At 48.0% G+C, this 25,642-nt stretch carries 19 protein-coding genes, 3 tRNA genes and 1 pseudogene; 10 read left to right on the forward strand and 13 right to left on the reverse strand.

All coding sequences use genetic code 11. The features are described 5' to 3' along the window. From D791_RS17265 to D791_RS17275, 3 genes are all read left to right on the forward strand, one after another. The coding region (locus D791_RS17265) for a metal ABC transporter solute-binding protein, Zn/Mn family (protein ID WP_036514329.1) at nt 1-571 on the forward strand (571 nt) is incomplete at its 5' end. A gap of 80 nt (nt 572-651) precedes the next feature. After that, nucleotides 652-738, forward strand: a tRNA-Leu gene (locus tag D791_RS17270). Nucleotides 739-779: 41 nt separating this feature from the next. Next, nucleotides 780-866 (forward strand) — tRNA-Leu (locus tag D791_RS17275). A gap of 41 nt (nt 867-907) precedes the next feature. On the opposite strand, the gene trmL is transcribed toward D791_RS17275, so the two are convergent. From trmL to D791_RS17290, 3 genes are all read right to left on the reverse strand, one after another. Further along, on the reverse strand, nt 908-1,372 hold the full coding sequence (gene trmL / locus D791_RS17280; protein ID WP_036514332.1) for a tRNA (uridine(34)/cytosine(34)/5-carboxymethylaminomethyluridine(34)-2'-O)-methyltransferase TrmL: 465 nt from the start codon (nt 1,370-1,372) through the stop codon (nt 908-910). A gap of 3 nt (nt 1,373-1,375) precedes the next feature. Next, the gene (locus tag D791_RS19325) at nt 1,376-4,114 is read right to left on the reverse strand and encodes an EAL domain-containing protein (protein WP_051514653.1); all 2,739 of its coding nucleotides are present in this window, start codon (nt 4,112-4,114) and stop codon (nt 1,376-1,378) included. A 262-nt stretch (nt 4,115-4,376) separates the two neighbouring features. Next, complete coding sequence (locus D791_RS17290; protein WP_036514335.1) at nt 4,377-5,351, reverse strand: carbohydrate kinase family protein; 975 nt, start codon at nt 5,349-5,351, stop codon at nt 4,377-4,379. A gap of 207 nt (nt 5,352-5,558) precedes the next feature. On the opposite strand from D791_RS17290, the gene D791_RS17295 reads away from it, so the two are divergent. Genes D791_RS17295 through D791_RS17305 form a run of 3 tightly spaced genes read left to right on the forward strand, consistent with a single transcriptional unit; the run spans nt 5,559 to nt 9,896 of the window. Continuing rightward, on the forward strand, nt 5,559-6,296 hold the full coding sequence (locus D791_RS17295; protein WP_036514338.1) for a response regulator: 738 nt from the start codon (nt 5,559-5,561) through the stop codon (nt 6,294-6,296). Then, nucleotides 6,290-8,959 carry a PAS-domain containing protein gene (locus D791_RS17300; RefSeq protein WP_051514654.1) on the forward strand — a complete coding sequence of 890 codons (2,670 nt, stop codon included), beginning with the start codon at nt 6,290-6,292 and terminating at the stop codon, nt 8,957-8,959. The genes D791_RS17295 and D791_RS17300 overlap by 7 nt, the downstream gene beginning before the upstream one ends. Beyond that, nucleotides 8,940-9,896, forward strand: a complete 957-nt coding sequence (locus tag D791_RS17305) for a substrate-binding domain-containing protein (protein WP_036514341.1) — start codon at nt 8,940-8,942, stop codon at nt 9,894-9,896. The genes D791_RS17300 and D791_RS17305 overlap by 20 nt, the downstream gene beginning before the upstream one ends. Before the next feature lie 47 nt (nt 9,897-9,943). Here the strand turns inward: D791_RS17305 and D791_RS17310 are convergent, their stop codons facing one another. The 4 genes from D791_RS17310 to D791_RS17325 all read right to left on the reverse strand — a co-directional run bounded on the left by D791_RS17310 (nt 9,944) and on the right by D791_RS17325 (nt 13,803). Further along, nucleotides 9,944-10,747, reverse strand: coding sequence for an ATP-binding cassette domain-containing protein (locus tag D791_RS17310; protein ID WP_036514344.1), 804 nt, complete (start codon nt 10,745-10,747; stop codon nt 9,944-9,946). Between the two features lie 2 nt (nt 10,748-10,749). After that, nucleotides 10,750-11,829 carry an ABC transporter permease gene (locus tag D791_RS17315; protein ID WP_036514347.1) on the reverse strand — a complete coding sequence of 360 codons (1,080 nt, stop codon included), beginning with the start codon at nt 11,827-11,829 and terminating at the stop codon, nt 10,750-10,752. Between the two features lie 66 nt (nt 11,830-11,895). Then, nucleotides 11,896-12,918, reverse strand: a complete 1,023-nt coding sequence (locus D791_RS17320) for a sugar ABC transporter substrate-binding protein (protein ID WP_051514656.1) — start codon at nt 12,916-12,918, stop codon at nt 11,896-11,898. Between the two features lie 225 nt (nt 12,919-13,143). Continuing rightward, entirely contained in the window at nt 13,144-13,803 is a 660-nt protein-coding gene (locus D791_RS17325) for an alpha/beta hydrolase (protein WP_036514350.1), read from the reverse strand. A gap of 186 nt (nt 13,804-13,989) precedes the next feature. On the opposite strand from D791_RS17325, the gene D791_RS17330 reads away from it, so the two are divergent. Beyond that, nucleotides 13,990-15,042, forward strand: a complete 1,053-nt coding sequence (locus D791_RS17330; RefSeq protein WP_051514657.1) for a GGDEF domain-containing protein — start codon at nt 13,990-13,992, stop codon at nt 15,040-15,042. A 201-nt stretch (nt 15,043-15,243) separates the two neighbouring features. Here the strand turns inward: D791_RS17330 and D791_RS17335 are convergent. The 4 genes from D791_RS17335 to D791_RS17350 form a co-directional block, all read right to left on the reverse strand. Beyond that, nucleotides 15,244-15,319 (reverse strand) — tRNA-Phe (locus D791_RS17335). Between the two features lie 102 nt (nt 15,320-15,421). Next, complete coding sequence (aguA, locus tag D791_RS17340) at nt 15,422-16,528, reverse strand: agmatine deiminase (RefSeq protein WP_036514353.1); 1,107 nt, start codon at nt 16,526-16,528, stop codon at nt 15,422-15,424. Further along, a complete protein-coding gene (gene aguB / locus D791_RS17345) occupies nt 16,528-17,400 on the reverse strand; it encodes an N-carbamoylputrescine amidase (RefSeq protein ID WP_036514356.1) in 873 nt (290 codons plus the stop codon). The genes aguA and aguB overlap by 1 nt, the downstream gene beginning before the upstream one ends. Nucleotides 17,401-17,415: 15 nt before the next feature. After that, nucleotides 17,416-18,699, reverse strand: a complete 1,284-nt coding sequence (locus tag D791_RS17350; protein WP_036514359.1) for an NAD(P)/FAD-dependent oxidoreductase — start codon at nt 18,697-18,699, stop codon at nt 17,416-17,418. Between the two features lie 125 nt (nt 18,700-18,824). Between D791_RS17350 and D791_RS17355 the strand changes: the two genes are divergently transcribed. After that, nucleotides 18,825-20,324 carry an aldehyde dehydrogenase gene (locus D791_RS17355; RefSeq protein WP_036514362.1) on the forward strand — a complete coding sequence of 500 codons (1,500 nt, stop codon included), beginning with the start codon at nt 18,825-18,827 and terminating at the stop codon, nt 20,322-20,324. A gap of 48 nt (nt 20,325-20,372) precedes the next feature. On the opposite strand, the gene D791_RS17360 is transcribed toward D791_RS17355, so the two are convergent. Further along, a complete protein-coding gene (locus D791_RS17360) occupies nt 20,373-21,668 on the reverse strand; it encodes an NAD(P)/FAD-dependent oxidoreductase (RefSeq protein ID WP_036514365.1) in 1,296 nt (431 codons plus the stop codon). 63 nt (nt 21,669-21,731) lie between these two features. Next, entirely contained in the window at nt 21,732-23,096 is a 1,365-nt protein-coding gene (locus tag D791_RS17365; protein ID WP_036514368.1) for a glutamine synthetase family protein, read from the reverse strand. Between the two features lie 283 nt (nt 23,097-23,379). Between D791_RS17365 and D791_RS17370 the strand changes: the two genes are divergently transcribed. Then, nucleotides 23,380-24,180, forward strand: coding sequence for a gamma-glutamyl-gamma-aminobutyrate hydrolase family protein (locus tag D791_RS17370; RefSeq protein ID WP_036514371.1), 801 nt, complete (start codon nt 23,380-23,382; stop codon nt 24,178-24,180). Between the two features lie 250 nt (nt 24,181-24,430). Continuing rightward, nucleotides 24,431-25,554 (forward strand): annotated as a pseudogene (locus tag D791_RS17375) (glutamine synthetase family protein). Nucleotides 25,555-25,642: the final 88 nt, after the last annotated feature.

Raw genomic sequence — 25,642 nt, forward strand, 5'->3', positions numbered from 1 at the left:
GCATCACGGCCACGACCATGATCATGCCAAGCATGAAGAACATCATGACCATGATCACGATGCACATATTTGGTTAGATCCAGTGAACGCAATCAAAATAGCACAAACGATGGTCAATGCTCTTGTGCCGATCATGCCTGATCACGAAGCGGCTTTAAAGGCGAACCTAGAACGCTTTTCTGCAGATGTTCGCCAGTTAGATGCCGAATTAAGTGCGACACTAACCCCTGTTAAAGATAAAGGGTTTTATGTTTTTCATGATGCCTATGGGCATTTTGTACATCACTATCAGTTAAATCAATTGGGCTATTTCACGGTTGATCCAGCGCGTCAGCCCGGAGCTCGTCATTTAACGGCCATTCGCAATCAACTTCAGGAAGGAGAAGTGGCTTGTGTGTTTAGTGAGCCTCAGTTTACCAGCGCAGTGGTAACCTCAATCACTCGTGGTCTTGATGTGGGTCATGCGGTTCTGGACCCTTTAGCAAGGGACATCACACCCTCAGCAACGGCGTATGTTGAGTATTTAAGAGGCCTCGCTGGGGCGTTTCATGAGTGTTTAGCACGCGGATAGCCGGACTCTGTGTATAAATATTCTCCAGTCGGGTCTTCCCAAGATGGGGTCGGGCGGATATAATTCGCCCCACTTTTGACGCAGATGTGGTGGAATTGGTAGACACGCTAGCTTCAGGTGCTAGTGCCTTCATCGGCGTGGGAGTTCGAGTCTCCCCATCTGCACCATCTACAATGGGTGCAAACACGGGTCAAAAGTCAAAATACTTGCAGATGTGGTGGAATTGGTAGACACGCTAGCTTCAGGTGCTAGTGCCTTCACCGGCGTGGGAGTTCGAGTCTCCCCATCTGCACCATTTTGAAGACATAACCCTTTCCTTATTTTTCGAATATCTTCCTATCTTCCGCCAACAAATCCAAGTTGTCTCCAAGCTTCGAATACCACAATCGCGACGCAATTGGATAAATTCATACTACGGCTGCCCGCTAACATTGGCAAACGCAGAAGGTTTTCGGGCGTAAATTGATTTAAAATCTCCGCCGGTAGTCCTCGCGTCTCTGGGCCGAAAATAAAAAAATCGTCAGATTCAAATTGTGTCTCGGTGTAATTGTGTGTGCCCTTTGTGGATAAAGCAAAGAGGCGTTTAGGCTGAGCAACGTTCATGAAATGCTCGTAATTATCCCACAGTTGTATCTTTGCAAATTCATGATAGTCCAGACCCGCTCGGCGTAAGGATTTTTCGTCCATCGAGAAGCCAAGTGGTTGAATTAAGTGGAGTTGGCAGCCAGTGTTGGCACACAAACGAATAATATTACCCGTATTGGGTGGAATTTCAGGTTCAAAGAGAACGATGTTCATCATGCATTATGCGCTCTTGATTAATTGATCGGCGCTGACAGGTTTGCCAAATAAATAACCTTGGTAGGCTAGACAACCGTAACTGGCGAGCAGTGACCGTTGATCGTCGGTTTCGACCCCCTCAGCAATGACCGATAGACTCATGCTATTCGCTAAGGATACCACGGTTCTGGCAATATCTGAGTCTTGTAGGTTCGTTAACATGTCCTTGACGAAGGACTTATCGATTTTGAGTTGATCAATCGGTAGGCGTTTTAAATACATGAGGGATGAATAGCCAGTGCCAAAATCATCCAGTGAAAAGCTAATGCCAAGAGCTTGCAGCTGAACCATTTTATCCACCGTGTCTTCAATATCGACCAAGAGCATACTCTCGGTGATTTCAAGCTTCATACGCGTTGGGTTAATCTGATATTGTTCAACAATAGCAATGACTTGGCTGACAAACTCGGGTTGGTGGAGTTGCTTGGCACTGATATTGATAGCAAGGGTGAGGTGTTGAGTGGCGGGATTGAGTTGCCATTCCGCGAGTTGTTGACAAGCCGTATGCAGTACCCACTCTCCCAAGGGAAGAATAAGGCCTGTTTTCTCTGCCACAGGAATAAAGTCTACTGGGGATACGTTGCCGCGTTCTGGATGATGCCAGCGTAATAGGGCCTCGGCGCCGAGCATTTTTCCCAGATGATTAACTTGAATTTGATACGCGAGGGTAAATTCACCGCGTTGAATCCCCTGTCTAATGTCGTTGGCCAAACTGGCGTGCTCGTGGACACGTGCTTGCATATCGGGATTAAAGAAACGATGGGTGTTACGCCCTGCCGCTTTTGCCTGATACATGGCTAAATCGGCCTGTGCGAAGACATCATCAATCCCAGCATTTTCTTGATCAAACAAGGTGATACCAATGCTAAGCGTATTAAAGTGTTCAATGCCATCAAACCAGAAAGGCTGGGACAACTTACTGAGTATTTTCTGACTAACGAGGTCAGCCATATTGGAAGCCGAATCTCTGCAACTGCCCAACTCTTCCAGTAGAATAATAAACTCATCGCCGCCAATGCGGGAAACGGTGTCGGTTTTGCGTACGCAGTTAATTAAACGCTCAGACACCATTTTTAATAATTGATCTCCGGCATGATGTCCACGAGTGTCATTTAAGGTCTTGAAATCATCTAAATCAATATAGAGTAAGGCACCAATACAGTGTTTTCGTTGGCTGTTAAGCAGTGCCTGTTTCACTCGATCCATTAATAGCTGACGATTGGGCAAGTGGGTAAGCTGGTCGTAGAATGCCAGCTGTTTAATTCTATTTTCAGATTCCTTACGTTGAGTGATATCACTGAGGGTGATCACAAAATTTAAAACGCTTTGATCAGACTTGTTTTCAACCGCAGAGACGTTAATCCAGAGTAAATACTCTTCACCCTCTTTGCGAGTGCTCCAGATTTCGCCTTGCCAAGCTTTACCTTCGTTCATGGCTTCGATAAGTTGATCATAAACCGAGCTATAAACATGATAAGGGTAAATCACTTCGATCGATTGACCAATCACATCAGTCGCTTCAAACCCGGTGATCTGTGTAAAGGCCTGATTGACTCTCAGAATTGTTTTGTGTCGATCAGTGACGATCATCCCTTCTGAGGATTCAAAAACGGTTGCGGCGATGTGAAGGTCGGCAAACATATTGCGAATGGCAGAGCCGATCTTATTGTACTCGTAGATACCCGTGGACTTGAAGGTCAGTCCGTGACCTCCTCTTTGGATACGTTCTATGTAGGCAATAAGGTAGTTGATCGCACGCTGATTGTTGGTTTGAAAGAGCCAGCCAGTCATGGTTAACAAGAAAATAAAGCCACCCGACAGCAGCATGAAGGACTCCCAGTACTCACGATCCGCGACTTGGAAGTGGCTTTTATCGACGGCTATATCAAGCCAAATGTCAGTGTCTACATTTTTTAAGTGAAGTTGGTCGTGAAAAAGATAGCAAGTATTATCAGTCCCTGTTTGATGATTTTCTTTGCGTGTTTCAATGATTGAAAATCGATTGGCTTTATCCACAGGGTTGCTCAGTAGATTGCGTTGCTGAGTACTTAAACTCAGAGACTTTGTCTGAGTTTGTTCGAGCAGGTATAACATAAGAGGATGACTGGCATGCAAGGCCAACCCTACATACATATAACCTTTTAAATCGATGGTCAATGGATCAAAAATAGGTGCCGCTTTGATGAGGACCGAAAATTCATCGTTTGGAATTAAGTGCCATTGGTGGGTATAGTGAATCGGCGATTTGAGTTGGTCGATGAAGGTTTCAAGGCGATACTTTGGATGGTTGGCGTTGAGTAAGACCTCTTGCTCAGTGCTGACCAGAAAAAAAATATCCAAGACACTACCTGTTTCTGAATCTTGGAATAGATGAGCCATATTGTCGATCATGGATTCGAAGGAGTGTGCATCCGCACTTTCAGACAGAATCGCTAAATTGGATGTTGTCCCCTTCAGGTAAGCATTCAATAAATCTAAGCGGTTGTTTAACGCGCTAGCGATTGAGCGATGTTTCTGCTCAAGACTTTTCTGAACCTCTTGTTCCAGTTGCTTTTCTGCCGTACGAAATGAGAACGCCGCAGAAAGACCAAACGCAAAAATACTGATCAGACCAAAAATTAACACTAAACGGGTTGAGTATCTGAGGTCATGATTTGTTGAGGGGTGATCTGCGTGTTTGATCGGTGTGCCACGTTGGCTCATAAAGAGAGCCTCTTGTTTGAAACAAGCCGGAGAGAAGAAAGAACTGAACAACGAGTTAGATGGAGTAAGTTCAAAACGTTGGTTTACCAATTGTGATGAATGAATCAGTACTCCTTTACCCTGCTTTTTTAAGGATATTAACCCATTTTGGCAGAATTAACAGCCCTTCCTACGTCGTTAGTTTGTTTTATACGTAAGTCGTAGTGCTAGCGTTCAAACACCTTTCAGTAGATTGAACGCTGTCTTGAAGTTTAGATAGGATTTATGACAATAACGCGTCAAGATTGGACAGAGTTGGCAGGCTGTTAATGGCCCCTTTTTGGGTAACCGTGAATGCTCCGCACGCATTCGCAAAGTTCAGCATGGGACTGAATGCAGTGGGTGTTTTTGTCAGCTTTAAAAACTCGCGGCGGTCTATGTTCGCTTTGGCGAGTGAATATAAAAAACCGCCCATAAAAGCATCGCCAGCGGCGGTACTGTCGACCATGCTCACTTTAGGCGGAGCGAGTTCTCCCTGAGCCGTAGCTGAGTAGAATTTAAGGGGGTGCCCGCCATCGGTGATGAGTACTAAGCTTGGACCTGATGCTAACAGCTCGTTGATAAACAGAGTTTCACTTTGCTGCCCACGCAGAAAATGTAATTCCTCCGCACAGAGCTTGATAACATCTGTGTTGGCTAAGCACTGCATGACGGCGCTACGGGTATCTTCACCTTCAGGCCACAGGTTATGGCGCAGATTGACATCAAAGCTGACGAGGTAGCCCGCTTGCTGCGCTTTTTGTATGCCAGCATACGTGGCTTGGCGAATATTGGCATGGGTCAAGGTGTTAGAGCAAAAATGGAAAATACCCGCATCTGTAAACCATGTGTCGGCAAAATCGGTTGCTTGAAAAAACAAGTCAGCAGAGGGGGAGCGATAGAACTCAAAACTTCGCTCGCCCTGAGCATCTAAAGATACAAACGCGAGTGCGGTCTTTGCCTCATGTGTTTGCAACATGTAATCGGTGTGAACGCCACAATCCGCTAGCGTTTTGACTAAAAAGTCACCGAACATATCGTGACCCACCTTCCCAGCAAAATAACTGTTACCACCGAGTTTGGCCACGGCGGCGGCAACGTTTGCGGGTGCTCCACCTGGAAATTTAATAAAGGCTTCATGGCCCGCGAAGTTTCCGGAATCGGTGTTGGTCGAGAGCATATCGATTAAAGCCTCTCCAAACGCTATCACTTTTAACATTAAGTGCTCCTCTGCGTATGATCATTCATTATTATTAGGACGCTCTGTTGGCAGCGTGTTGCACAGATTGGGATCTGGGACAAATAATCGGCTATTAAAACAGGTTCAAATAAATAGAAAATGAATCTAACCACAGATGTTTGTAACAATTGAAATACTTTTTTGCCTTGAATGTGCTATTACAGAAATAAAAATAAGAGGACACACATGAGTGATCCATTACGACAGCGAATCTTAGTCGTAGATGACGAAGCCCCAATGCGTGAATTGTTGCAATCCCTGCTCGAAGAGAATGGCTACAGCGTGCTGCAAGCGGCCAATGGCCCTGAAATGCGACAAGCTTTAGTGGACAACCCCTGCTCTCTTATCATTCTTGATCTGCGTTTGCGCGGTGAAGACGGTATTCAATTGGCTAAAGAGGTTCGATCCAAATCGAGTATTCCCATCATGATGCTAACAGGCAAGGGCGATGAAACAGATCGTATTCTGGGTCTAGAGCTAGCCGCAGATGATTTTTTGATGAAGCCCTTTAATAATCGTGAACTCATCGCTCGAGTGCGCGCGATGCTGCGTCGCACGCTCGAGCTGAGTGCACCCATTGCGCGTCGAGACGATTTACACAGTCATGAGCGTGTATGTTTTGAGCATTGGGTGTTGGATCTGACCAGTCGACAGCTCTATCGACCTGACGGTCAGCAAGAGCTCCTGACACAAGGGGAATACGCGTTATTGGAGGTTTTTGTACGCGCACCCCAGCGAGCATTCAGTCGCGACCAGCTGTTGGAGGCGACACGCGGTTTTAACAGTGATGTGTTTGATCGAACAATCGATGTACTCATCCTGCGTCTACGACGAAAAATCGAGCCCAATCCAAGACAGCCGTCTTACATTAAGACAGAGCGAGGTGTCGGCTATATGTTTTGCGCCAGTGTGACACAATGCTAATGTCGCTGGCATCTTGGCGACGAGCGTCTCCCTTTCAAGGTTTAGGCGTGCGCTCTCGGCTGATGATTGCGTTTGTGATTTTAGCGAGCTCATCGACCTTGCTGGCATTGGTGGGTTGGACGGGGCTAAGTAATACAGACACGGCCTTCAAAGAGTTTGAACAGCAGGCACTGCCAACGATTCTTCAGTCTTTGGCCTTGGCCGAACGCACTGCAAATTTGGCCGCTGTCGCGCCCTATGTGGCCAATACCAGTAGCCCTTCTATGCTCAGTGAGCTCAATCGTTCGCTCGAAGAAAAAATTAACCAAGTGTTGGACTTATCTGTACAGATTCCTCAGTTAGAGGAAGCGGCACCCAATTTACAGCCCTTGTTAAATCAGCTTGAGTTGACCATCACGGAATTAATGGGTCTAACCCGAGCACACTTACTCTTGCGTGAGGATGTGCGCCAATACGAGTACAGTTTGAATCAGCTACGTGACGAACTGAAAGTGTTGAGTCAGTCCGCGTCAATTGAGCCTTTGTCTCTCACATTATTCGTGCTGTTTGACCAACTGAACCAAGCACTCTATCTTGATGATATTGAAGCAATTGAAGAGTTAGAGACGACCTTTTCAGCGCAGTTTTTTTCGTTTAAACACGACGATGTGCACCGTCCCCTCTCTACCCTAGTCTCTGATTTGAAAACCTTAGGGATCGCTGACTCAAATTTGTTCAGACAACGCATTGAACAGGTCGAGTTGCAACAGCGTCGTGCCTTTTTGCTGGCGTCAACCCGAGCGATTTCCAATCAGTTAAGTCTTGAAGTGAAAGACTTTGTCGATCAAGTTCAGCAGCAGATTACGCACCAAAGTCAACGCATGGGATTGGCGGTGAACTCAGGTAAAACAGGGATTTTAATGATTGCTTTGCTGTGTTTTACCGCAGCGTTGGCTGGTATTTGGATTGTGCGTGAGCTCACTGAGAGTTTAGGGCGTGTGACTGCGGTTATGTCGCGCCTTGCGAAGGGTGACACTCTGTTGCCGACGCCAGCCATTGAACGTCGCGATGAAATGGGTGAGTTGGCGCGTGCTTTTGCTGTGTTTCGGGAAAATGCAGTCGCCATCGATAGCATGCGCCAAGATCTCCAGGAACAGTCACACCTGCTGGAAACAATTTTCAACCATATCAATGATGGCTTGAGCGTCTTTGATCAGCAAAACCGCTTAATTGCTTGGAATCCTCAATACGCTGCCATGCTAGACTTGTCAGAAGAAGAGTTGCATAAAGGCATGTCAATTGAAGAGGTTTATGCGCGTTTATCTGTCGAAGCTCAAGAAGGTTGGGCGCTGAATGGAATCATGCTGAATCGAGACGAAGTGAATCAATTGCGTCAACAAAGTACCCAGCGTTTTGAGCGCAATTTCCCAGGTGGGCGGGTGGTTGAATTTAGAAGCAATCCCATGCCCGAAGGTGGGTTTGTGACACTCTACTCCGATCTAACTGAGCGCAAAGCCATCGAGGCCCAGTTACGCCAATCTCAAAAAATGGAGGTTCTTGGCCAACTGACAGGAGGTGTTGCGCATGACTTTAACAATCTACTTGCCGCCATGTTTGGTAATCTCCAGTTATTAGGCGACCACTTGGCTGCAGACAGCCCTGCAGCTGTTTATGCGCACCGAGCCTTAGCGGCCGCAGATCGCGGGCGTCATTTGACCCAGCGACTCTTAGCTTTTTCTCGTAAGCAGTACCTACAGCCAGAAGTGGTTGATGTGAATGCCCTGATTGAGGGTATGCTCGATCTAATAGAGTACAGTGTTGGTGATGGCATTACTTTGCAGTTAGCATTGGAGGCTGATCCCGCTCTTGTGTCCGTTGATCCTAGCCAGCTCGAAAATGCCTTGCTTAATTTGTCGATTAACAGCAGTGCGGCCATGCAAGGGAGTGGGCAGCTCTGCTTTGAAACCACCTATGAGCCGCTGGCCATGCTGAATGGCGAGCGACAGGCGGTCATCCGCATTTGTGTTCGTGATACGGGGTGTGGTATTCCTGACGCCTTGATTCGACGCGTCTTTGAGCCCTTTTTTACCACCAAGGAGATAGGTGAAGGCAGTGGCTTAGGGTTAAGCATGGTCTATGGCTTTGTGAAGCAGTCTCAGGGCGATATCCAGATTCGCAGCCACGTAGGGCAAGGGACAGAGGTGGATGTTCTGCTGCCTTGCGAAATGGCGCTGCCCAATCCATCCACGGAGCCAGAGACGGTGAGCCCGTTAATGTTGGGGCAAGGTCAGAGAATACTCTTGGTTGAAGATGATCCGCAGGTAGGTCAAATGTCGCAAGATCTGCTGGAAGGTTTGGGCTATGGTGTTGTGCCTGTTACAGGCGCTGAGCAGGCCCTATCTGTACTCCAATCTGATCAGAGCGTGGCATTGGTTTTTTCGGATATCAATTTGGGTAGCCAATGGCATGGCCTTGCCTTGCAGCAACACTTAGCCCAGCTCTATCCAGAGCTTCCAGTGTTACTGACGTCGGGCTTACACCCATTTTTATTACAGCAACGCTATGGTTTAACCGAGGAGGTTGCGTTTATCGCAAAGCCATATTCTCGAGAAGCCTTAGCGGCTGCCATCACACAACTTATTTTCTGTGACCCTAAGGAGCATCATGAGCCGACTGAAAACTAGGCACTGCCCTTTTATCCTGAGTATATTCCTGCTGTCTATGACTTCTTGGGTACAGGCAGAAACATTGGATAGACTGGCGTACCTACGTTTGGGCATTTCGGTGTCAGATCTGGGTAATCCCTACTTTGCTGCATTGGCTCAAGGCGCAAAGCGGCAAGCACAGGCATTGGTTGAGAGCGATCAGGTTGAAACACTGCTCTATTCCAGTGCGTATGATGTTGAGCGTCAGACACAGCAAATAGAGTCCTTTATTGAGCAGTCTGTTGATATGATTTTAGTGTCCGCCGCTGTGTTTGACGCGTTTGAAGCGGTTATCGATCGCGCGCAGTCGCGAGGTATCCCGGTACTTGCCGTCGATGTTAAAGCCTTGGGGGCGGACGCGACGGTGACGACACACAATTATCAAGCAGGGCATCTTGCCTGTGATCAGTTAGCGCAGCATCTCAACTTTCAAGGAGACGTGGTGATACTCAACGGCCCACCCGTTTCGTCGATTATAGAACGTGTCGAGGGGTGTCAGCAGGCTTTAGCGCAGTACCCAGCCATTCGCCTGATTTCATCTGACTTAAACACGGGCGGCAGTCGTGAAGGCGGATTGGAAACCATGACCCATGTTCTGACCCGATATCCTGACATTCAAGGGGTCTTCAGCATTAATGATCCAGCCGCCCTTGGCGCCGAAATGGCAGGCCAGCAAGCGGGCAAACGTAATTTTGTGATTGCCAGTGTCGACGGTGCGCCCAGCTTTATCAGCCGCTTACAGGCAGATGACAGTTTATTGTTAGGAACAGCGACGCAATCCCCGGCCAAGATGGCAGAGCTTGCGGTGCAAATGGGCTATGATTTACTTCAAGGAAAAGCCCTTAACCTGCGGGAAGTGTTAATTCCCGCACGTTGGGTGAATGCTGCTAATCTCGATGCCGCTGAGGTTTGGTAGTGATCGTCGCGCTCAAGTGAGTACGGCGATCACTTCACAAAAACAGCTTATGCATTGGCGGTACAAGAGGGATGGTCTTCGGGGTTGAGCGCTCCGGTCATGATCGCCACGGCATCGGACATACTGTGGGTGTTAGGCTTAATAACCGCGATGCGTTTGCCAAGGCGATGAATATGGATGCGATCGGCCACTTCAAATACATGCGGCATGTTGTGGCTAATCAAAACCACCGATAGACCACGGTCTCTCACTTCTTTAATCAGATTGAGCACTTTGCGAGACTCTTTGACCCCCAAAGCGGCGGTAGGCTCATCCATAATCACTACATGGCGAGCAAATGCGGCTGAGCGCGCGACGGCGACGCCTTGGCGCTGCCCGCCCGACAGGGTTTCCACCGCTTGATTAATGTTTTGTATGGTCAGTAGCCCCAGCTCACTCAGCTTCGTCCGCGCTTCGTTATGCATGGCCTTTCGATCCAACATACGGAAAACGCTTCCCAGAATACCGGGACGACGTTTTTCTCGTCCAAGGAACAGGTTGTCGGCAATGTTGAGCGAGGGCGAAACTGCCAGGTTTTGATACACCGTTTCAATACCCGCGTTGCGGGCATCCATCGGGCTTTTAAACTCGACTCTTTCTCCATCAAGACGGATTTCACCAGCATCCGGAACCAAAGCACCCGATAGGGCTTTGATCAAGGATGATTTACCAGCACCGTTGTCACCGATCACGGCCAGAATTTCGCCGGGATAGAGATCAAAATCAGCGCCGTCTAGGGCGGTAACGTGGCCATAACGCTTGATGAGTTGAGTTGCTTGCAATACGGGTTGTTGAGCGCTGAGATTTGACATACTTATACCTTCCTGATCCATTGATCCATGCCGACGGCAACTATGATCAATAAGCCGATGGTGAATTCTTGCCAGAGCACATCGACACCGGCTAAGGCTAAGCCATTTCTAAACACCCCGACGATTAGCGCACCAATGAGAGTTCCGAAAATAGCACCTCGACCCCCAAACAAGCTGCAGCCGCCAATCACCACCGCCGTAATGCTGTCGAGGTTGGCCGTCATGCCCGCTTGTGGGCTGACCGAACCTATGCGTCCGATCAGAGCCCAAGCACCGATTGCGCAAATAACGCCAGCGACCACGTACACAGACAGAAGCACACGATCTGTGCGAATGCCAGCTAAACGCGCTGCCGCTGGATCATCGCCAGTGGCGTAGACATGTTTGCCCCAAGCCGTCCAATTGAGGGCATACCAAATGATGAAAAACAGCGCTAACATCAATAGCGAGCCGTAGGTGAGTTTGGCTCCAAAAAATTCCAGCGTCCGCCCTGTCCAGTGGAGCAACGGTGCCGCATTATCAATGGCCTGTGCGCGAATGGTTTCACTTTTGGAGTACCAAAGGTTCAAGGCAAAGAAGATATTCCAAGTTCCAAGGGTCACGATGAAAGGGGGCAGCTTAAAGCGCGTGACCAATTGCCCGTTAATAAATCCACACAGAGCTCCCGTTAACAGCCCTAAACCTAAAGCTACAGAGGGCGGTAGGCCAACTTCCACGGCCATGCGACCCATGACCACGGAGGTTAACACCATAATGGCACCCACGGATAAGTCGATGCCTGCCGTCAGTATGATCAAGGTTTGAGCAATACCCAAAATACCAATGATAGTGACCTGTTGTAGGATCAAGGACATATTAAACGGCTGTAAAAATCGTTCTCCTACAATTAGAGTAAAGGCACCTATGGCCAGAAGTAGCACAATAGACGGTGCCGCCGTTGGGTTGCTGTGAAAGAAACGATGCGCTTTTTCAGCTAGGGTTGGTTGCGGTAGATTAAATTCTGCAACAGCACCGGATGCCGCATCGGCAATGCGCTCATGCTCGGCAGGTTGTTGCGTTGAGAGTATTTGACTTTCTGACATGACGGACTCCACTGACACTTACGAGGGGTAGAGGCGCATCGCGCTCTACCCTGATACAGGCTTGGTTTAGCCCCAGCAAAGCTCAAGGCCTTCAGCAGAGCGTTTCGAATCCAGCCCTTCTTGTGGCTGGTCGGTAATCAACTCCACCCCTGTGTTCACGAAGTCCAGCCCTTCAGAGGCTTGTGGCTTTTGTCCGGTCTTGGCAAACTCAATAACGGCATCAACACCCATTGACGCCATTTGCAAAGGAAATTGCATCGAGGTGGCACCGATGACGTTATCACGCACGTTTTCCACGCCTGGGCAGCCACCATCAACCGACACGATTAAAACATCCTTCTCACGGCCTACGGCCCGCAAGGCTTCATAGGCACCCGCTGCAGCGGGTTCATTGATGGTGTAAACCACATTAATGCTTGGGTCACGCTGGAGTAAGTTTTCCATGGCACGACGTCCGCCTTCTTCCGCACCACTGGTGACATCTTGACCAGCAATGCGTGGATCTTTCTCGTCACCGATGCGGTTAGGATCATTGACATCTATGCCAAAGCCTTCCATAAAGCCTTGATTGCGCGCGACATCAACCGTAATCATGCTGCTATTCAGGTTTAGCATCGCAATCCGCGCATCAGCGGCTTTATCACCCAGTGTTTGAGCCGCCCACTGCCCTATCAATACACCGGCTTTGTAATTATCGGTTGCGAAGGTTGCATCGGCGGCGTCAGCAGGACTCAGCGGTGTGTCCAATGCAATGACCAACAGGCCTGCTGCCCGAGCACGATCAATGGCTGGAACAACCGCGACAGGGTCACTTGGAGCAATTAAGATGCCTTTAGCACCCGCAGCGATCAGGTTCTCAATGGCTTGAACTTGAGATTCGTTATCGCCATCAAAACGCCCCGAGAAGGTACGCAGTTCAACGCCCGTTTCATCAGCTCGCTGTTGAGCGCCTTCACGCATTTTGACAAAGAAAGGGTTGGTGTTGGTTTTGGTAATTAAGCCAACGATTGGGGCTTTATCCGCAAAGGCCAGCGGTGAGAGTAATGCGGTTGAAGCAGCCAGTGCTAATAGCCCGGATTTAAGGTTCATGGTAACGCTCCTATTCTTATTTTTTTCAAATGAATCACGTTATTGGGAGCGATCCTTTGAAAAGATCGGCTCTTAGGAGCGATTAAAAAGGACTAAAGTGAATAGAAAATGTTACCGGAAACGTTTTTTTGTAATATTTGAAATACGACTGAGCATTGTTGAGGTGTTTGTGGGAGGTAATAAGCGTTGCCCCCTCTCACATAGAGGGAGCCACCCAGTTAAGGGTTAGGTTAAACGTGAGGTTAACCATTGTCCAATCCGCTTAACCTGCTCCAAACACAGTGAGTGCTCCATAGGAAAGGTTTCATACTCGACAGTAAAGCCTTGATCTGTGAGAAGGGTTTTGGCTTGTTGTCCTAGTGCTTCAGGGACAACATCATCGTAAAGACCGTGTTGAATTAAGATTGGTAAAGCGTGATTTTGGCGGGTAAAGTCGGTGTGTTTTGGTGTTGCAAAGTAGGTTGAGAGCGCTAGGAGACCCGCTAGAGGATAGTGGGTATTTAAGGCTGTGTGATACACAACGGCTCCGCCTTGCGAAAAGCCCGCCAGAATAATGTTTTGGCTTGGGATGCCTCGTTGAATCTCTCGCTCGATTAGCCTCTCGATGGCTTGGGCAGAATCTTTCAGTTGCTGAATGTCGACCTTGCGTTCAATATTAATATCGAGAATATCGTACCATGCAGGCATGATCATTCCACCGTTGATGGTCACAGGGATCGTCGGCGCATGGGGGAAGATAAAGCGGACACTATGATTGCTGGGCAAGCCCAGCTCTGGCAGTATGGGTTCAAAATCATGTCCGTTGGCACCTAATCCGTGCAGCCATATAACACAATAGCGTGCAGGCATGACGGGTTCGATTTCTAGGTAGTCTAAATCACTCATGGTTGTGTATCCTAATGCTATCGGTTGTGTGGGCTTAAAATCAAACGCTTGTTAAAAAATATCTGAATTTATTGGAAATGCGTTTATAATCGCTGAAATCGTGACTGCCCTCTTGGAATGAAGCGCTGACAAGAGGATCTTAAATGGATAATCTACAAATAAAAATAGTAGGCAGGGTGCCAACGTTTGCGAAAAGAATTCGAAGTCGAAAGCCACAAGCTCGCTAACTCCATAGATGACGCTCGCAAGCGCTCTATTTTGTTATTCGTTAGCTATATTACTGGCAGCGTTATGCTGGTGTATGGCATTTTGCATCTTTTTAATCACAATCACCTGCTTCTGTTAATTTTATTTGGGTGTAGTGCGGTTTTTTATGGAAATGTGCTTTTTTATCATCTTACACGTCGTTTAAATGAGGCGTGTGAGTTTGAAAGTATTTTAGTCGGAACATTTGTGTTGGCTTTGGTGTATCAAGGCGGCCATGAAAACACAGCGCTGTATTGGGTATTTCCATTTCCTGCCATTTTGTTTGGGTTGCTTGGGGTTCGCAAAGCCCTAGTCATGAACATAATCCTGCTCATACTGTTATCGGTCATGCTGTATGTGCCTGGATTTATCGAAGCACAGTATGCAGATGCAGAGAAAAGTCGTTTTTTGGTGTCTCTATCGTTGGTCATCATCGTTAGCTTGATTAATGATTTCTTTAGAGAGCGTAGCCATATGGCGATGTCTCAAGTTCAGCAGAGTCGAGAAAAGCAGGCGAACACAGATGTTCTAACACGCTTGGTCAATCGTCGGTTTATTACCGTGAGTCTTCCAAAATACCTTAATCAAAACCCCGAGAACTTTTTACCTCTAGCGGTCATCATGTGCGACCTCGATCATTTCAAAAAATTGAACGATAGCTATGGGCATGAGTGTGGTGACTTAGCGTTAAAGCATGTGGCTCAGTTGTTTTTGGATCATTTACGACAACAAGATATTGCCTGCCGCAGTGGGGGTGAAGAGTTTTTATTCTTATTGCCGTTATGTGGCGTGATGGATGCGCTGCACGTTGCTGAAAAAATCAGAGCCGCCTTAGTCGAGACAGAGTTTAGCTATCAAGGGCAGCCGATCCCTTTGACGGCGAGTTTTGGTGTCAGTTTGTGTAAAGTGTCGAATGGCCTGGACGAGGCTATAAAGGTTGCAGATTTGAAAATGTATGAAGCGAAACAGGCAGGACGCAACTGTGTTCGTTAATCTCAGAAGTGTATAGGCAATCTGAGTTATGGTGTGATGTATATGGCAGCAAAAACTCAGTTAAATTGAGACGGTCTTATCCAGAATGCTATCTTAGTTCGGATTTATAAACGATCAGAGTATTTTTTCTAAAGAAGAGTTTCTAGGAGATGTAAAGCGGTTGGTTAGGGTTTGCACCATCTTCAACACTCTGTTTGAAAATGGTGCCCGGAGGCGGAATCGAACCACCGACACGAGGATTTTCAATCCTCTGCTCTACCGACTGAGCTATCCGGGCTAACCGAGGCGCGTATTAAATAAAATTTGACGGCCTCCGTCAACACCTTTTTTTAAAAAAGATGAAAAAAATGTAAAAAAAGTGATTTATAGGCAAAATTGGTTATTTTTTAATCGGTTGCTGTTGGGTCAAGCAATGGATATTCCCCCCACCCAGCAATAATTCCCGGCCAGGAATTTGAACAATTTTATGTTCAGGGCAGAGTTTGCTGAGTAGATCGGCTGCAATCTTATCCATTGGGTCGTCAAACGCAGGCATAACGATACCACCATTGCAGAATAAAAAATTGACGTAACTGGCGGCTAAACGATTTCCCCCTTGCCGAGGCTGAGAGCCCGCTTGAACCATCACACCTGCCGCTTCTTCATCGGTCATGTACAGAGGTCCGGGCACGGGGATCTTATGAATCTTCAGTGCTCGGCCCTTTGCGTCTGTTTGCTGACTTAGATACTCAAATGCGGCCATAGAGGCGGCGTATTGAGGGTCTTGTTGATCGTCTGTCCATGCGAGGAGCACTTCTGCGGGTGCAATAAAGCAGGCCATATTATCGACGTGTTCATCGGTTTCATCTTCAACAATCCCTTTCGGAATCCAAAGCACTTTTTCGATGCCAAGATACTCACGTAACTTGTCTTCTATGTCGCTGCGGCTGAGGTGAGGGTTACGATTGGGGTTCAGTAAGCAGGTCTCTGTGGTTAACAGGGTACCTTCACCGTCGACATGAATGGCACCACCCTCCAAAATGAAATCCGCACGATAACGCGCTAGTTTTTCGATTTGCAGGATTTTTTGGGCAACCTGATCATCCAGTGCCCATGAGTCGTAAAGCCCGCCATTCAGCCCTCCCCAAGCGTTAAAGATCCAGTCTATGCCTCTGACCTCGCCAGCGGAGTTACGAATAAACGTAGGACCCGTGTCCCTAACCCATGCATCGTCACTGGAGAGTTCGATGATTCGAACATTGGTTTCATTCTCGAACAGTGAGTAGACGTGTTCGTAAGACTTGGCGCTGACACCTAAAGAGACAGGCTCAAACTCTGCGATACTTTTCACCAGCGTGACGAATGCGGTTTGTGCAGGTTGAGCCTGCTCGCGCCAATTATCGGGTCTTTCCGGCCAGATGAGCCAGGTCTGCTCGTGAGGTGTCCATTCCGCTGGCATACAGAAACCATCTTGCTTGGGTGTCTTTAACAAAGTGAGGGTACCCATCAACGTGTGACTCCATCTTTGGTCAGAATTGGTGAAAATAAATCTATCCGTCTATCACGGAAAATACCCCAAGAGTGACGTTTATGTGCGATCGCATCGAGATCAAATGTATGGGTGATAATACCTGTTTCCGTCCGATCCAGTTCAGCGACTTTGGCGCCCGTTTCATCGGCAATAAACGATGAGCCATAGAAGGTAATCGCTGAATCCCCCTCTGTCTCACGGCCAACGCGGTTGCTGGCGATGAGCGGTGTTAGGTTGGCACCGGCATGCCCGCATTGCACACGTTGCCAATGATCGCGTGAATCCAAACCGCTGTCTTGGGGTTCGCTTCCGATGGCCGTCGGATACAAGAGCAATTCGGCACCCATTAATGCCATGGCACGTGCACATTCGGGGTACCATTGATCCCAGCAAATACCCACGCCGATGGTGGCATAGGCGGTCTTCCATACTTTGAAGCCAGTGTCACCTGGAGTGAAGTAGAATTTCTCTGAATAGCCCGGTCCATCAGGTATGTGGCTTTTTCGATATAGGCCTAAGTTGCGTCCATCGGCGTCAATGATCGCAATGCTATTGTAAAAAGCATTATTGTGGCGCTCGTAAAAACTGACAGGTAACACCACCTTCAGCTCTGCGGCTAAGGCTTGAAAGTGTTTGACGGCAGGGTTGTCCTCTAGTGGCGTGGCAAAGGTTAAATAGTCATAGCGCTGTTTTTGACAAAAATAACAGCGTTCAAACAGTTCTTGCAGCAAAATGATCTGCGCCCCTTTGGCATGCGCGGCACGAACCAGTTGCTCGGCTTGATTGATGTTGTCTTGTACGTGCCAATCACAACCCATTTGTGTGGCAGCAACGGTCACATTTCGCATGTTCGTTTCCCTCTCTTAAATGCCCAGTTTGTCTCGTAAAGTATAGTAAGCTGCGCCCATCGCCGTAAAAGGAATACGGAAAGAGCGTCCCCCTGGGAATGGATAGTGTGGCAGGCTGGCAAAGGCATCGAAACGTTCAGCTTGGCCTTGAATCGCTATTGCCAAGGCTTTGCCCGCGACGTGAGTGAAGGTGACGCCATGACCGGAACAGCCTTGGGAGTAATAGATATTATGACCAATACGCCCCATTTGTGGCAGTCTAGACAGAGTGAGTAAGAAATTGCCTGTCCAGGTATACTCAATTTTCACATTGGCCAGTTGTGGAAAGGTTTTTAGCATTTTTGGACGAATAATATTTTCAATGTCTGCAGGGTCTCGTGCGCCATAAATGACCCCGCCGCCATATAGCATGCGTTTATCACCAGACAGACGGAAATAATCCAGTAGATAATTGCAATCTTCGATACAGTGGTCTTTCGGAATTAAGCTCTGTGCCAGAGCTTCATCAAGGGGCTCTGTTGCGATGACTTGTGTTCCACAGGGCATGGACTTAGCCGCTAATTGCGGTAAGAGATTGCCAAGATAGGCATTGCCCGCGATCACCACAAATTTAGCTTTGACAATGCCTTTTGCAGTAAGGACTTCCGCGGTCTCACCTTGATTGAACGAGGTAACAATCGAGTGTTCAAAGATCTTGCCACCTAACTGTTCAAAGGCGGCGGCTTCGCCCAAGGCAAGATTTAAGGGATGAATGTGGCCACCGGTGTGATCAAGCGCACCGCCAACATAACGATCGGTATTGACGACCTCTTTGATTTGTTGAGTATCGAGTAACTCGAGTTGATCGTAGCCAAAGCGTCGCCAGAGTTGTTGTTGGCTTTCTAAGTGTTTGAGTTGCTTAGCCGTAATGGCCGCAAACACTCCACCGTCTTTTAAATCACATTGGATGTCGTAGGCCTTCACTCGCTGGCGGATAATCTGTGCGCCTTCAAATGCCATTTCCGCGAGGTGTTTAAGGTGCGGCGCCGAGGTTTGTTTCTCAATAGAGTCGAGGTCACGGCTATAGCTGTTGACGATTTGACCGCCATTGCGTCCAGAAGCACCAAAACCAACCGTCATGGCTTCCAATACAATGACGTTAAATCCCGCTTCCGCTAGAAAAAGTGCTGTGGATAACCCAGTGTAGCCGCCACCAACGATACAGACGTCTGTTTCGTGTAGGCCTTCAAGCGCTGGGCGTTCTGGAGCAGGGTTTGCAGATGCCGCATAATAGGATTGTGCAGGTACAAACTGAGTCATAGCTTTCTCACTTTGATAAACGTATTCTTAAGTCTATGTCAGAGAAATCAAACAAGAAAGCCGAATTTTTTATCCTTTCTTGCTTTGGTGATCCGAATCAACGATTGAGGATAATTGAGGTACCTATGTCAACTCCTGAAACGCGTGAACAATGGCAAGAAATGGCACTGACACTCACGATTCAAGGCCAGGCATTTATTCAAGGCCGCTATCAGCCTGCGGTGAGTGGTAAGACATTTGACTGTTTTAGTCCTATAGATGGGCGTTTACTCGCTCAAGTCGCTAGCTGCGATCAAGATGATGCGGATTTGGCGGTGAGTGTGGCTCGTCAGGCCTTTGAGTCAGGTGTTTGGAGTCGGATGGCGCCGGCTAAACGCAAGCAAGTGTTGCTTAAATTTGCCGAGCTGGTGCTTGAACATCGCAATGAGCTGGCGCTTTTGGAAACCTTGGATATGGGTAAGCCAATTAACCATGCACTGCGAGGCGATATCCCAGCGACGGCGCGTGCAATTAGCTGGACAGCTGAGGCCATCGACAAGGTGTATGACGAGCTAGCACCCACGGCACACAATCAAATTGGTATGATTACCCGGGAGCCGATAGGGGTTGTTGCGGCGATCGTACCCTGGAACTTCCCATTAATTATGGCTGCGTGGAAACTCGCACCCGCCTTGGCAACGGGCAATTCCGTTATATTAAAGCCTTCAGAAAAATCCCCCTTAAGCGCCCTACGTTTGGCCGCTTTGGCCACTGAAGCAGGGATTCCTGAAGGGGTCTTCAATGTTTTGCCAGGTTATGGTCACACTGTGGGTAAGGCGTTGGCGCTGCACATGGATGTGGATTGTTTAGTCTTTACTGGCTCAACAGGTGTTGCAAAGCAATTGATGGTTTATGCCGGTCAATCAAACATGAAACGCGTATGGTTAGAGGCTGGCGGTAAAAGTCCAAATATTGTTTTTGCCGATGCTCCTGATTTAGATAAGGCGGCAGCTGAAGCGGCGTCCGCGATCGCCTATAACCAAGGTGAGGTTTGCACAGCGGGCTCGCGTCTATTGGTTGAGGCCAGTATTAAAGATGAGTTTGTCAGCCGAGTTATCGCTGCGTTAAAGCGTTGGCAGCCAGGTCACCCGCTTGATCCGCAAACCCGTTGTGGTGCAATTGTGGATCACGATCAGTTACAGCGTATATTGTCCTACATTGACTCTGGGCAGCAAGAGGGGGCGACGCTTGCTCAAGGTGGCAAGCAGGTGCTGCCAGAAACTGGTGGATTTTATGTAGAACCCACGGTGTTTGATAATGTCCACAATGAGATGAAAATCGCTGCTGAAGAAATATTTGGTCCCGTGTTATCTGTTATTAGCTTTAATACCCCGGAAGAAGCGGTGCGCATTGCCAATGATACGATTTTTGGGCTTGCGGCTGCCGTATGGACATCCGATATTAATAAAGCCCACAAAACGGCTAAAGCCCTTCGGGCGGGCAGTGTCTGGATCAATCACTATGACGGTGGCGACATGACAGCGCCCTTTGGTGGTTTTAAGCAGTCCGGTAATGGCCGGGATAAATCCTTACATGCCTTTGATAAGTACACGGAGTTAAAAGCGACGTGGATTGAGCTGGCGTAAACGCACGAGCAACGATTAGGGGCTCATCTGAGCCCCTCTTCATCGGTTTTAAAAGGCATCTTTCAATTTATGCCAGAGCATGCCAGCGGCCAGTAAGGGGGCTCTCAGTCGGCGCCCACCGGGAAACGTCATATGCGGCACCTTCGCAAACCAATCAAAACGCTCGCTTTGTCCTGATATTTTCTCCGCTAAAAGTTTTGCGGCTAGATGTGTCGCATTGACGCCATGGCCCGCATAGGCTTGTGCATAAAAAATCGACGAGCAGTCGGGAAGTTGGCCGATTTGCGGCAGACGGTTCGCTCCAATACCGATCATCCCTCCCCATTGGTAAGCAATTGTGAGTGGCTCAAGCTGAGGAAATACGCGTTGGATATTGGGCTTGAGGGCTTCAGCAATATTTTTTGGATCTTTACCCGTATAGGTACAGAGTCCACCAAAAATGAGGCGGTGATCGGCACTGATGCGATAGTAGTCCAAGGCTGTGCGCATATCGGCGACAGCACGGCGCTTGGGCATCAGGGATTCGCATAAGGCGGGATCAAGCGGCTTAGTTGCGATTAAATAACTTCCTGCGGGCAGTATTTTGCCGCCAAGCCAGTGATCAAGCTCTGGGTTGAGGTAGGCGTTCGCACCTAATATGAGTTGATCGCAGATGACAACGCCCTCACGGGTCATAACGCGAGGACGATCACCCTTTTCAATTCGCAGGACTTCGGATTGCTCATATATCTGCACACCCAGTTGCTCTGCAATGACGGCTTCACCCAGCAGTAAATTGAGTGGGTGCAGATGTCCGCTGCCTTCATCAAGCAGTGCGCCCGTGTAAAAGGAAGAGTTAACGACTTCGCGTTTGAGTTCGTGAACATCAAGGCGCTTGATAGAATGAGGGTAGCCGAGTTGCGTTAACTCCTCTAGCTCATTATCAAGATCCGGTAAATGTCGATGATGGGTGGCTAGATCGGCATAGCCTAGGTGTAAATCACACTCAATTTGGTACTGGCTAATCCGGTTTTTGACAATTTCCAGAGCCTCGAACCCCATTTTCTTTAGGGCTAAGACGCCCTCTTGTCCAATACAGTTGGTGAACTGGTCAAGAGAATGGCCGATGCCACGAATCAGTTCACCGCCATTACGACCAGACGCTCCCCAACCTAGGCGGTTGGCCTCTAGCAATATGACCTTAAAGCCACGTTCAGCTAACTCGATTGCTGTATTGATCCCCGTATAACCGCCACCCATAACGCAAATTTGGGTGTCGTGGTGACCTTCAAGCTTCGGCCAAGTTTGATGATGTTTGCGAGACGCGGCGTACCATGAGGCGGTGTGTTCTTGAAAGTTGGACATAAAACTTCCCAAGATTATCAGGTTTAAGCCCAAGTGTACCTGAGCTTAAACCCTTTTTGCGGATTAAACTGTGTGTAAATACCAAAGGTATTCGAGATCAGAGATGGTGTGTTCGAACTCGGTGAGTTCATTTTCTTTGCAGGCAACAAAGATTTGCATGAACTTATAGCCAAGATACTCAAGCATAACCGGAGAGTCTTCAAACTCACGCAACGCATCACGTAGATTGTTGACCAAGGAAGGCTCATGTTGTTCATGCGCATTGCCAACGGTCATAGGCGGTGGCTCGATTTTATGGGTAATGCCAAAATGTATCCCAGATAAAACAGCGGCCATCAGCAAGTAGGGATTGGCATCAGCTCCTGCGATTCGGTGCTCGATACGCAATGCCTCTGGATCGCCTCCTGGCAAGCGTAATGCAGCTGTCCGGTTATCCACGCCCCAAGTCGGTGCGCTGGCCACGTAATATTCCGGGCTGAAGCGACGATACGAATTGATATTTGGGCAGAGAACAGCCATGGCATCATTCATGGTTGCCAGTAGGCCACCAATCGCCCAGCGCAACATATCATTGGGTTGTTCAGGATCACCTGCAAAAATATTTTTTCCATCCTTATCAACCAAGCTGACATGCACATGCATGCCACTGCCGGATTGGTCATGATATGGCTTGGCCATGAAGGTGGTGTCCATTTCATGGTCGTAGGCCATGTTCTTTACTAAGCGCTTCAGCAGTGTTGCGTGATCGCACGCTTTAACGGGATCATCGACGTGATGCAGATTGACTTCGAATTGCCCTGGAGCGGATTCGGCGACAAGTGCATCAGCCGGAATGGATTGTTCATGTGCGGCATCTAAGACATCGGCGAGAAAGTCAGCATACTCATCTAAATCATCAATTGAATAGACTTGCACACTGGCAGGACGCTTACCGGATGTGGGTGATTTCGGGGGCTGTGGTCGGCCTGACAGGTTTTCCTGATCAATTAAGTAGAACTCTAATTCGAAGGCAGTGACAGGCGTCAGCTCTAACTCCTCAAAGCGCTTAACCACGCGTTGCAGAACCACGCGTGGGTCGGCAAAGAAGGGTGTCTGCCTATCCAGCTCATACATGGTCATTAACAGCTGCGCGGTTGGGCGCTTCTGCCAAGGTTCCATGCTGAGCGTGTCTGGAATGGGTAAGCAAATACGGTCAGCCTCCCCTATTTCCAGTCCTAAGCCGGTTTCTTCTACGGTGGTGCCTTGAATGTTGAGTGCGAAAATTGAGGCAGGCAGTGCGACGCCTTTCTCGAATACTTTTTCAATAGCACTGGGATCAACGCGTTTGCCACGAACAATGCCGTTCATATCGGCAATCAGCAAATCGACAAATTGAAGTTCAGGATGCGCCTGCACAAAGGCTTTGGCGTTTTCTAAATCTGAGCCCATAAGGGTAACCTTTTTTGCTGTTGTTTTTTCTCTGGTATGAATGGATGACCTAACAGAGTTCATATGGAGTAAATTCTATAATGAGACATCTGTCAATAAGTCGTTGAAATGCCCGCTTTTAGGGCTTGCGTACTTTTCTTGCCCCTTGTTAAGGCAAGTGTTAAAAAACTTGCGTATAACCTGCCTAAAGGCTTGATAAGCGCTCACAGGAACGTTAAAACGTAAGATAATTAGGTAAGTCATTTATGATGTGTCATATAGCTGAAAAGTCAGGTTGTTTAAAATGAGCACGAGTATCGCGAAACGCCCGTTGATAGGGGTGAATGCCTGTAGCCAATGGTTGCCTGGAAAACATCCCTTTTTTATTGTCGGTGAAAAATATGTGCAATCGGTTGCTCAAGGTGCGGGTGGAATGCCTATGGTCATTCCCGCTCTAGGGGATGACTTACCTATCGAGCAGATCGTCGCGTTATTGGACGGCCTTTTATTAACGGGTTCACCGTCGAATATAGAGCCGCACCATTATCAAGGAGCGCCCAGTGCCGCCGATTCGGAGCATGATCCTAAGCGTGATGCCACAACTTTACCCTTGATCCGTGCAGCCATTGATGCTGGCGTGCCTGTATTGGGGATTTGCCGTGGTTTTCAGGAGATGAATGTCGCGTTGGGCGGCACACTTCATCAAAAAGTGCATGATCTTGAAGAGTATATTGATCATCGTGAAGATAAACAGGCCAGCATTGATCAACAATACAACGCCTTAGCCCACTCGATTGAAATCGTAAAAGGTGGTTTACTGGCCTCGATTTGGCCTGAGTCTAGTCAGGTTCGAGTCAACTCCTTGCACGGTCAAGGTGTTGACCAGTTGGCGCCAGGGCTGAGTATTGAAGCGAAAGCTGAGGATGGTTTAGTTGAAGCATTTTCGGTTGATCATGCAAAAGCCTTTGCGTTAGCGGTACAGTGGCATCCAGAATGGCAATGGCATCCAGAAAAAGATCAAGTGGGTGACTTTCCGTTCTATCGCGCTATATTTAAAGCATTTGGTGATGCCTGCCGAGCTCGCCAAGTATCCCGTACAAACTGAGACATTAACTCAATAACACAGGTTCGTTATGAAAGACCTAGAAAGCTGGCTAAAAGAACACAATATTACTGAAATTGAATGTGTTGTCAGCGATATTAATGGTATTGCTAGAGGTAAAATTGCGCCCGTTTCCAAGTTTATTGCGGAAAAGGGTATGCGTTTGCCCGAAAGTATCCTGTTGCAAACCGTAACAGGCGATTTTGTTGATGATGATGTGTATTACTCGCTTTTGGATCCCGCCGATATCGATATGATCTGTCATCCTGATCCAGACGCGATTTTTTTGATTCCCTGGGCGCAGGAGCCTACGGCACAGGTCATTCATGATTGTTATGACCGTGTTGGTAATCCGATAGACCTTTCACCTCGCAACCTATTAAAGCGCGTACTCCGGTTGTATGAAGAGCAGGGTTGGAAGCCGATCGTGTCGCCCGAAATGGAATTTTATTTAACGAAGCGTTGTGAAGATCCCGATTTACCCTTACAACCGCCAATTGGACGCTCTGGTCGACAGGAAACGGGTCGTCAGTCTTTTTCGATTGATGCTGCCAACGAATTTGATCCTTTATTCGAGGATATGTACGACTGGTGCGAGGCGCAGGGGCTTGAAATTGATACACTGATCCATGAAGAAGGAACCGCGCAAATGGAAATTAATTTCCGTCACGGTGACCCCTTAGCCATTGCTGATCATGTCTTTGTTTTCAAGCGCACGATGCGTGAAGCGGCTTTAAAGCATAACGTTGCTGCTACCTTCATGGCGAAGCTATTTCAAATGAACCGGGCAGTGCTATGCATTTGCACCAAAGTGTCGTGGACTTAAAGACGGGTAAATCCGTATTCTCCAATGAAGATGGCACCATGAGTCAGTTGTTTTTGCATCATATCGGTGGTTTGCAAAAGTACATACCAGAAGTTCTGCCCCTGTTAGCTCCGAATGTGAACTCTTTTCGTCGATTCTTACCGGATACATCGGCACCTGTGAACGTTGAATGGGGTTTAGAAAATCGAACCTGTGGGCTTCGTGTTCCGGATTCGGATGCACAAAATCGTCGAGTGGAAAATCGCTTGCCTGGCGCGGATGCTAATGCCTATTTGGCGATTGCGGCCAGCTTGCTTTGCGGGTATTTGGGTATGGTTAAGAAAACCAACCCGTCAGCACCTGTGCAAGGAAGAGCCTACGAGCGCAGAAACCTACGCCTTCCTATCACCATAGAGGCTGCACTAGAGCGTATGGAAAACTGCAAAATTGTAGAAGAGTATTTAGGCAGTCATTTTGTGCAGGGCTACATCGCGGTGAAACGCGTTGAGCATGAAAACTTCAAACAAGTCATTAGCTCCTGGGAGCGTGAGTTTTTGTTGTTAAGCGTTTAGTCTGTGAGTAACGACGTTTTTTTGAAAAAGATGTAAAAAGCTATTTTAAAAACACATAAAAGTGATGAAAATGCCCCGCCATTTTCGC

The sequence above is a fragment of the Nitrincola nitratireducens genome (assembly GCF_000585235.1).
Classification (GTDB): domain Bacteria; phylum Pseudomonadota; class Gammaproteobacteria; order Pseudomonadales; family Balneatricaceae; genus Nitrincola; species Nitrincola alkalisediminis.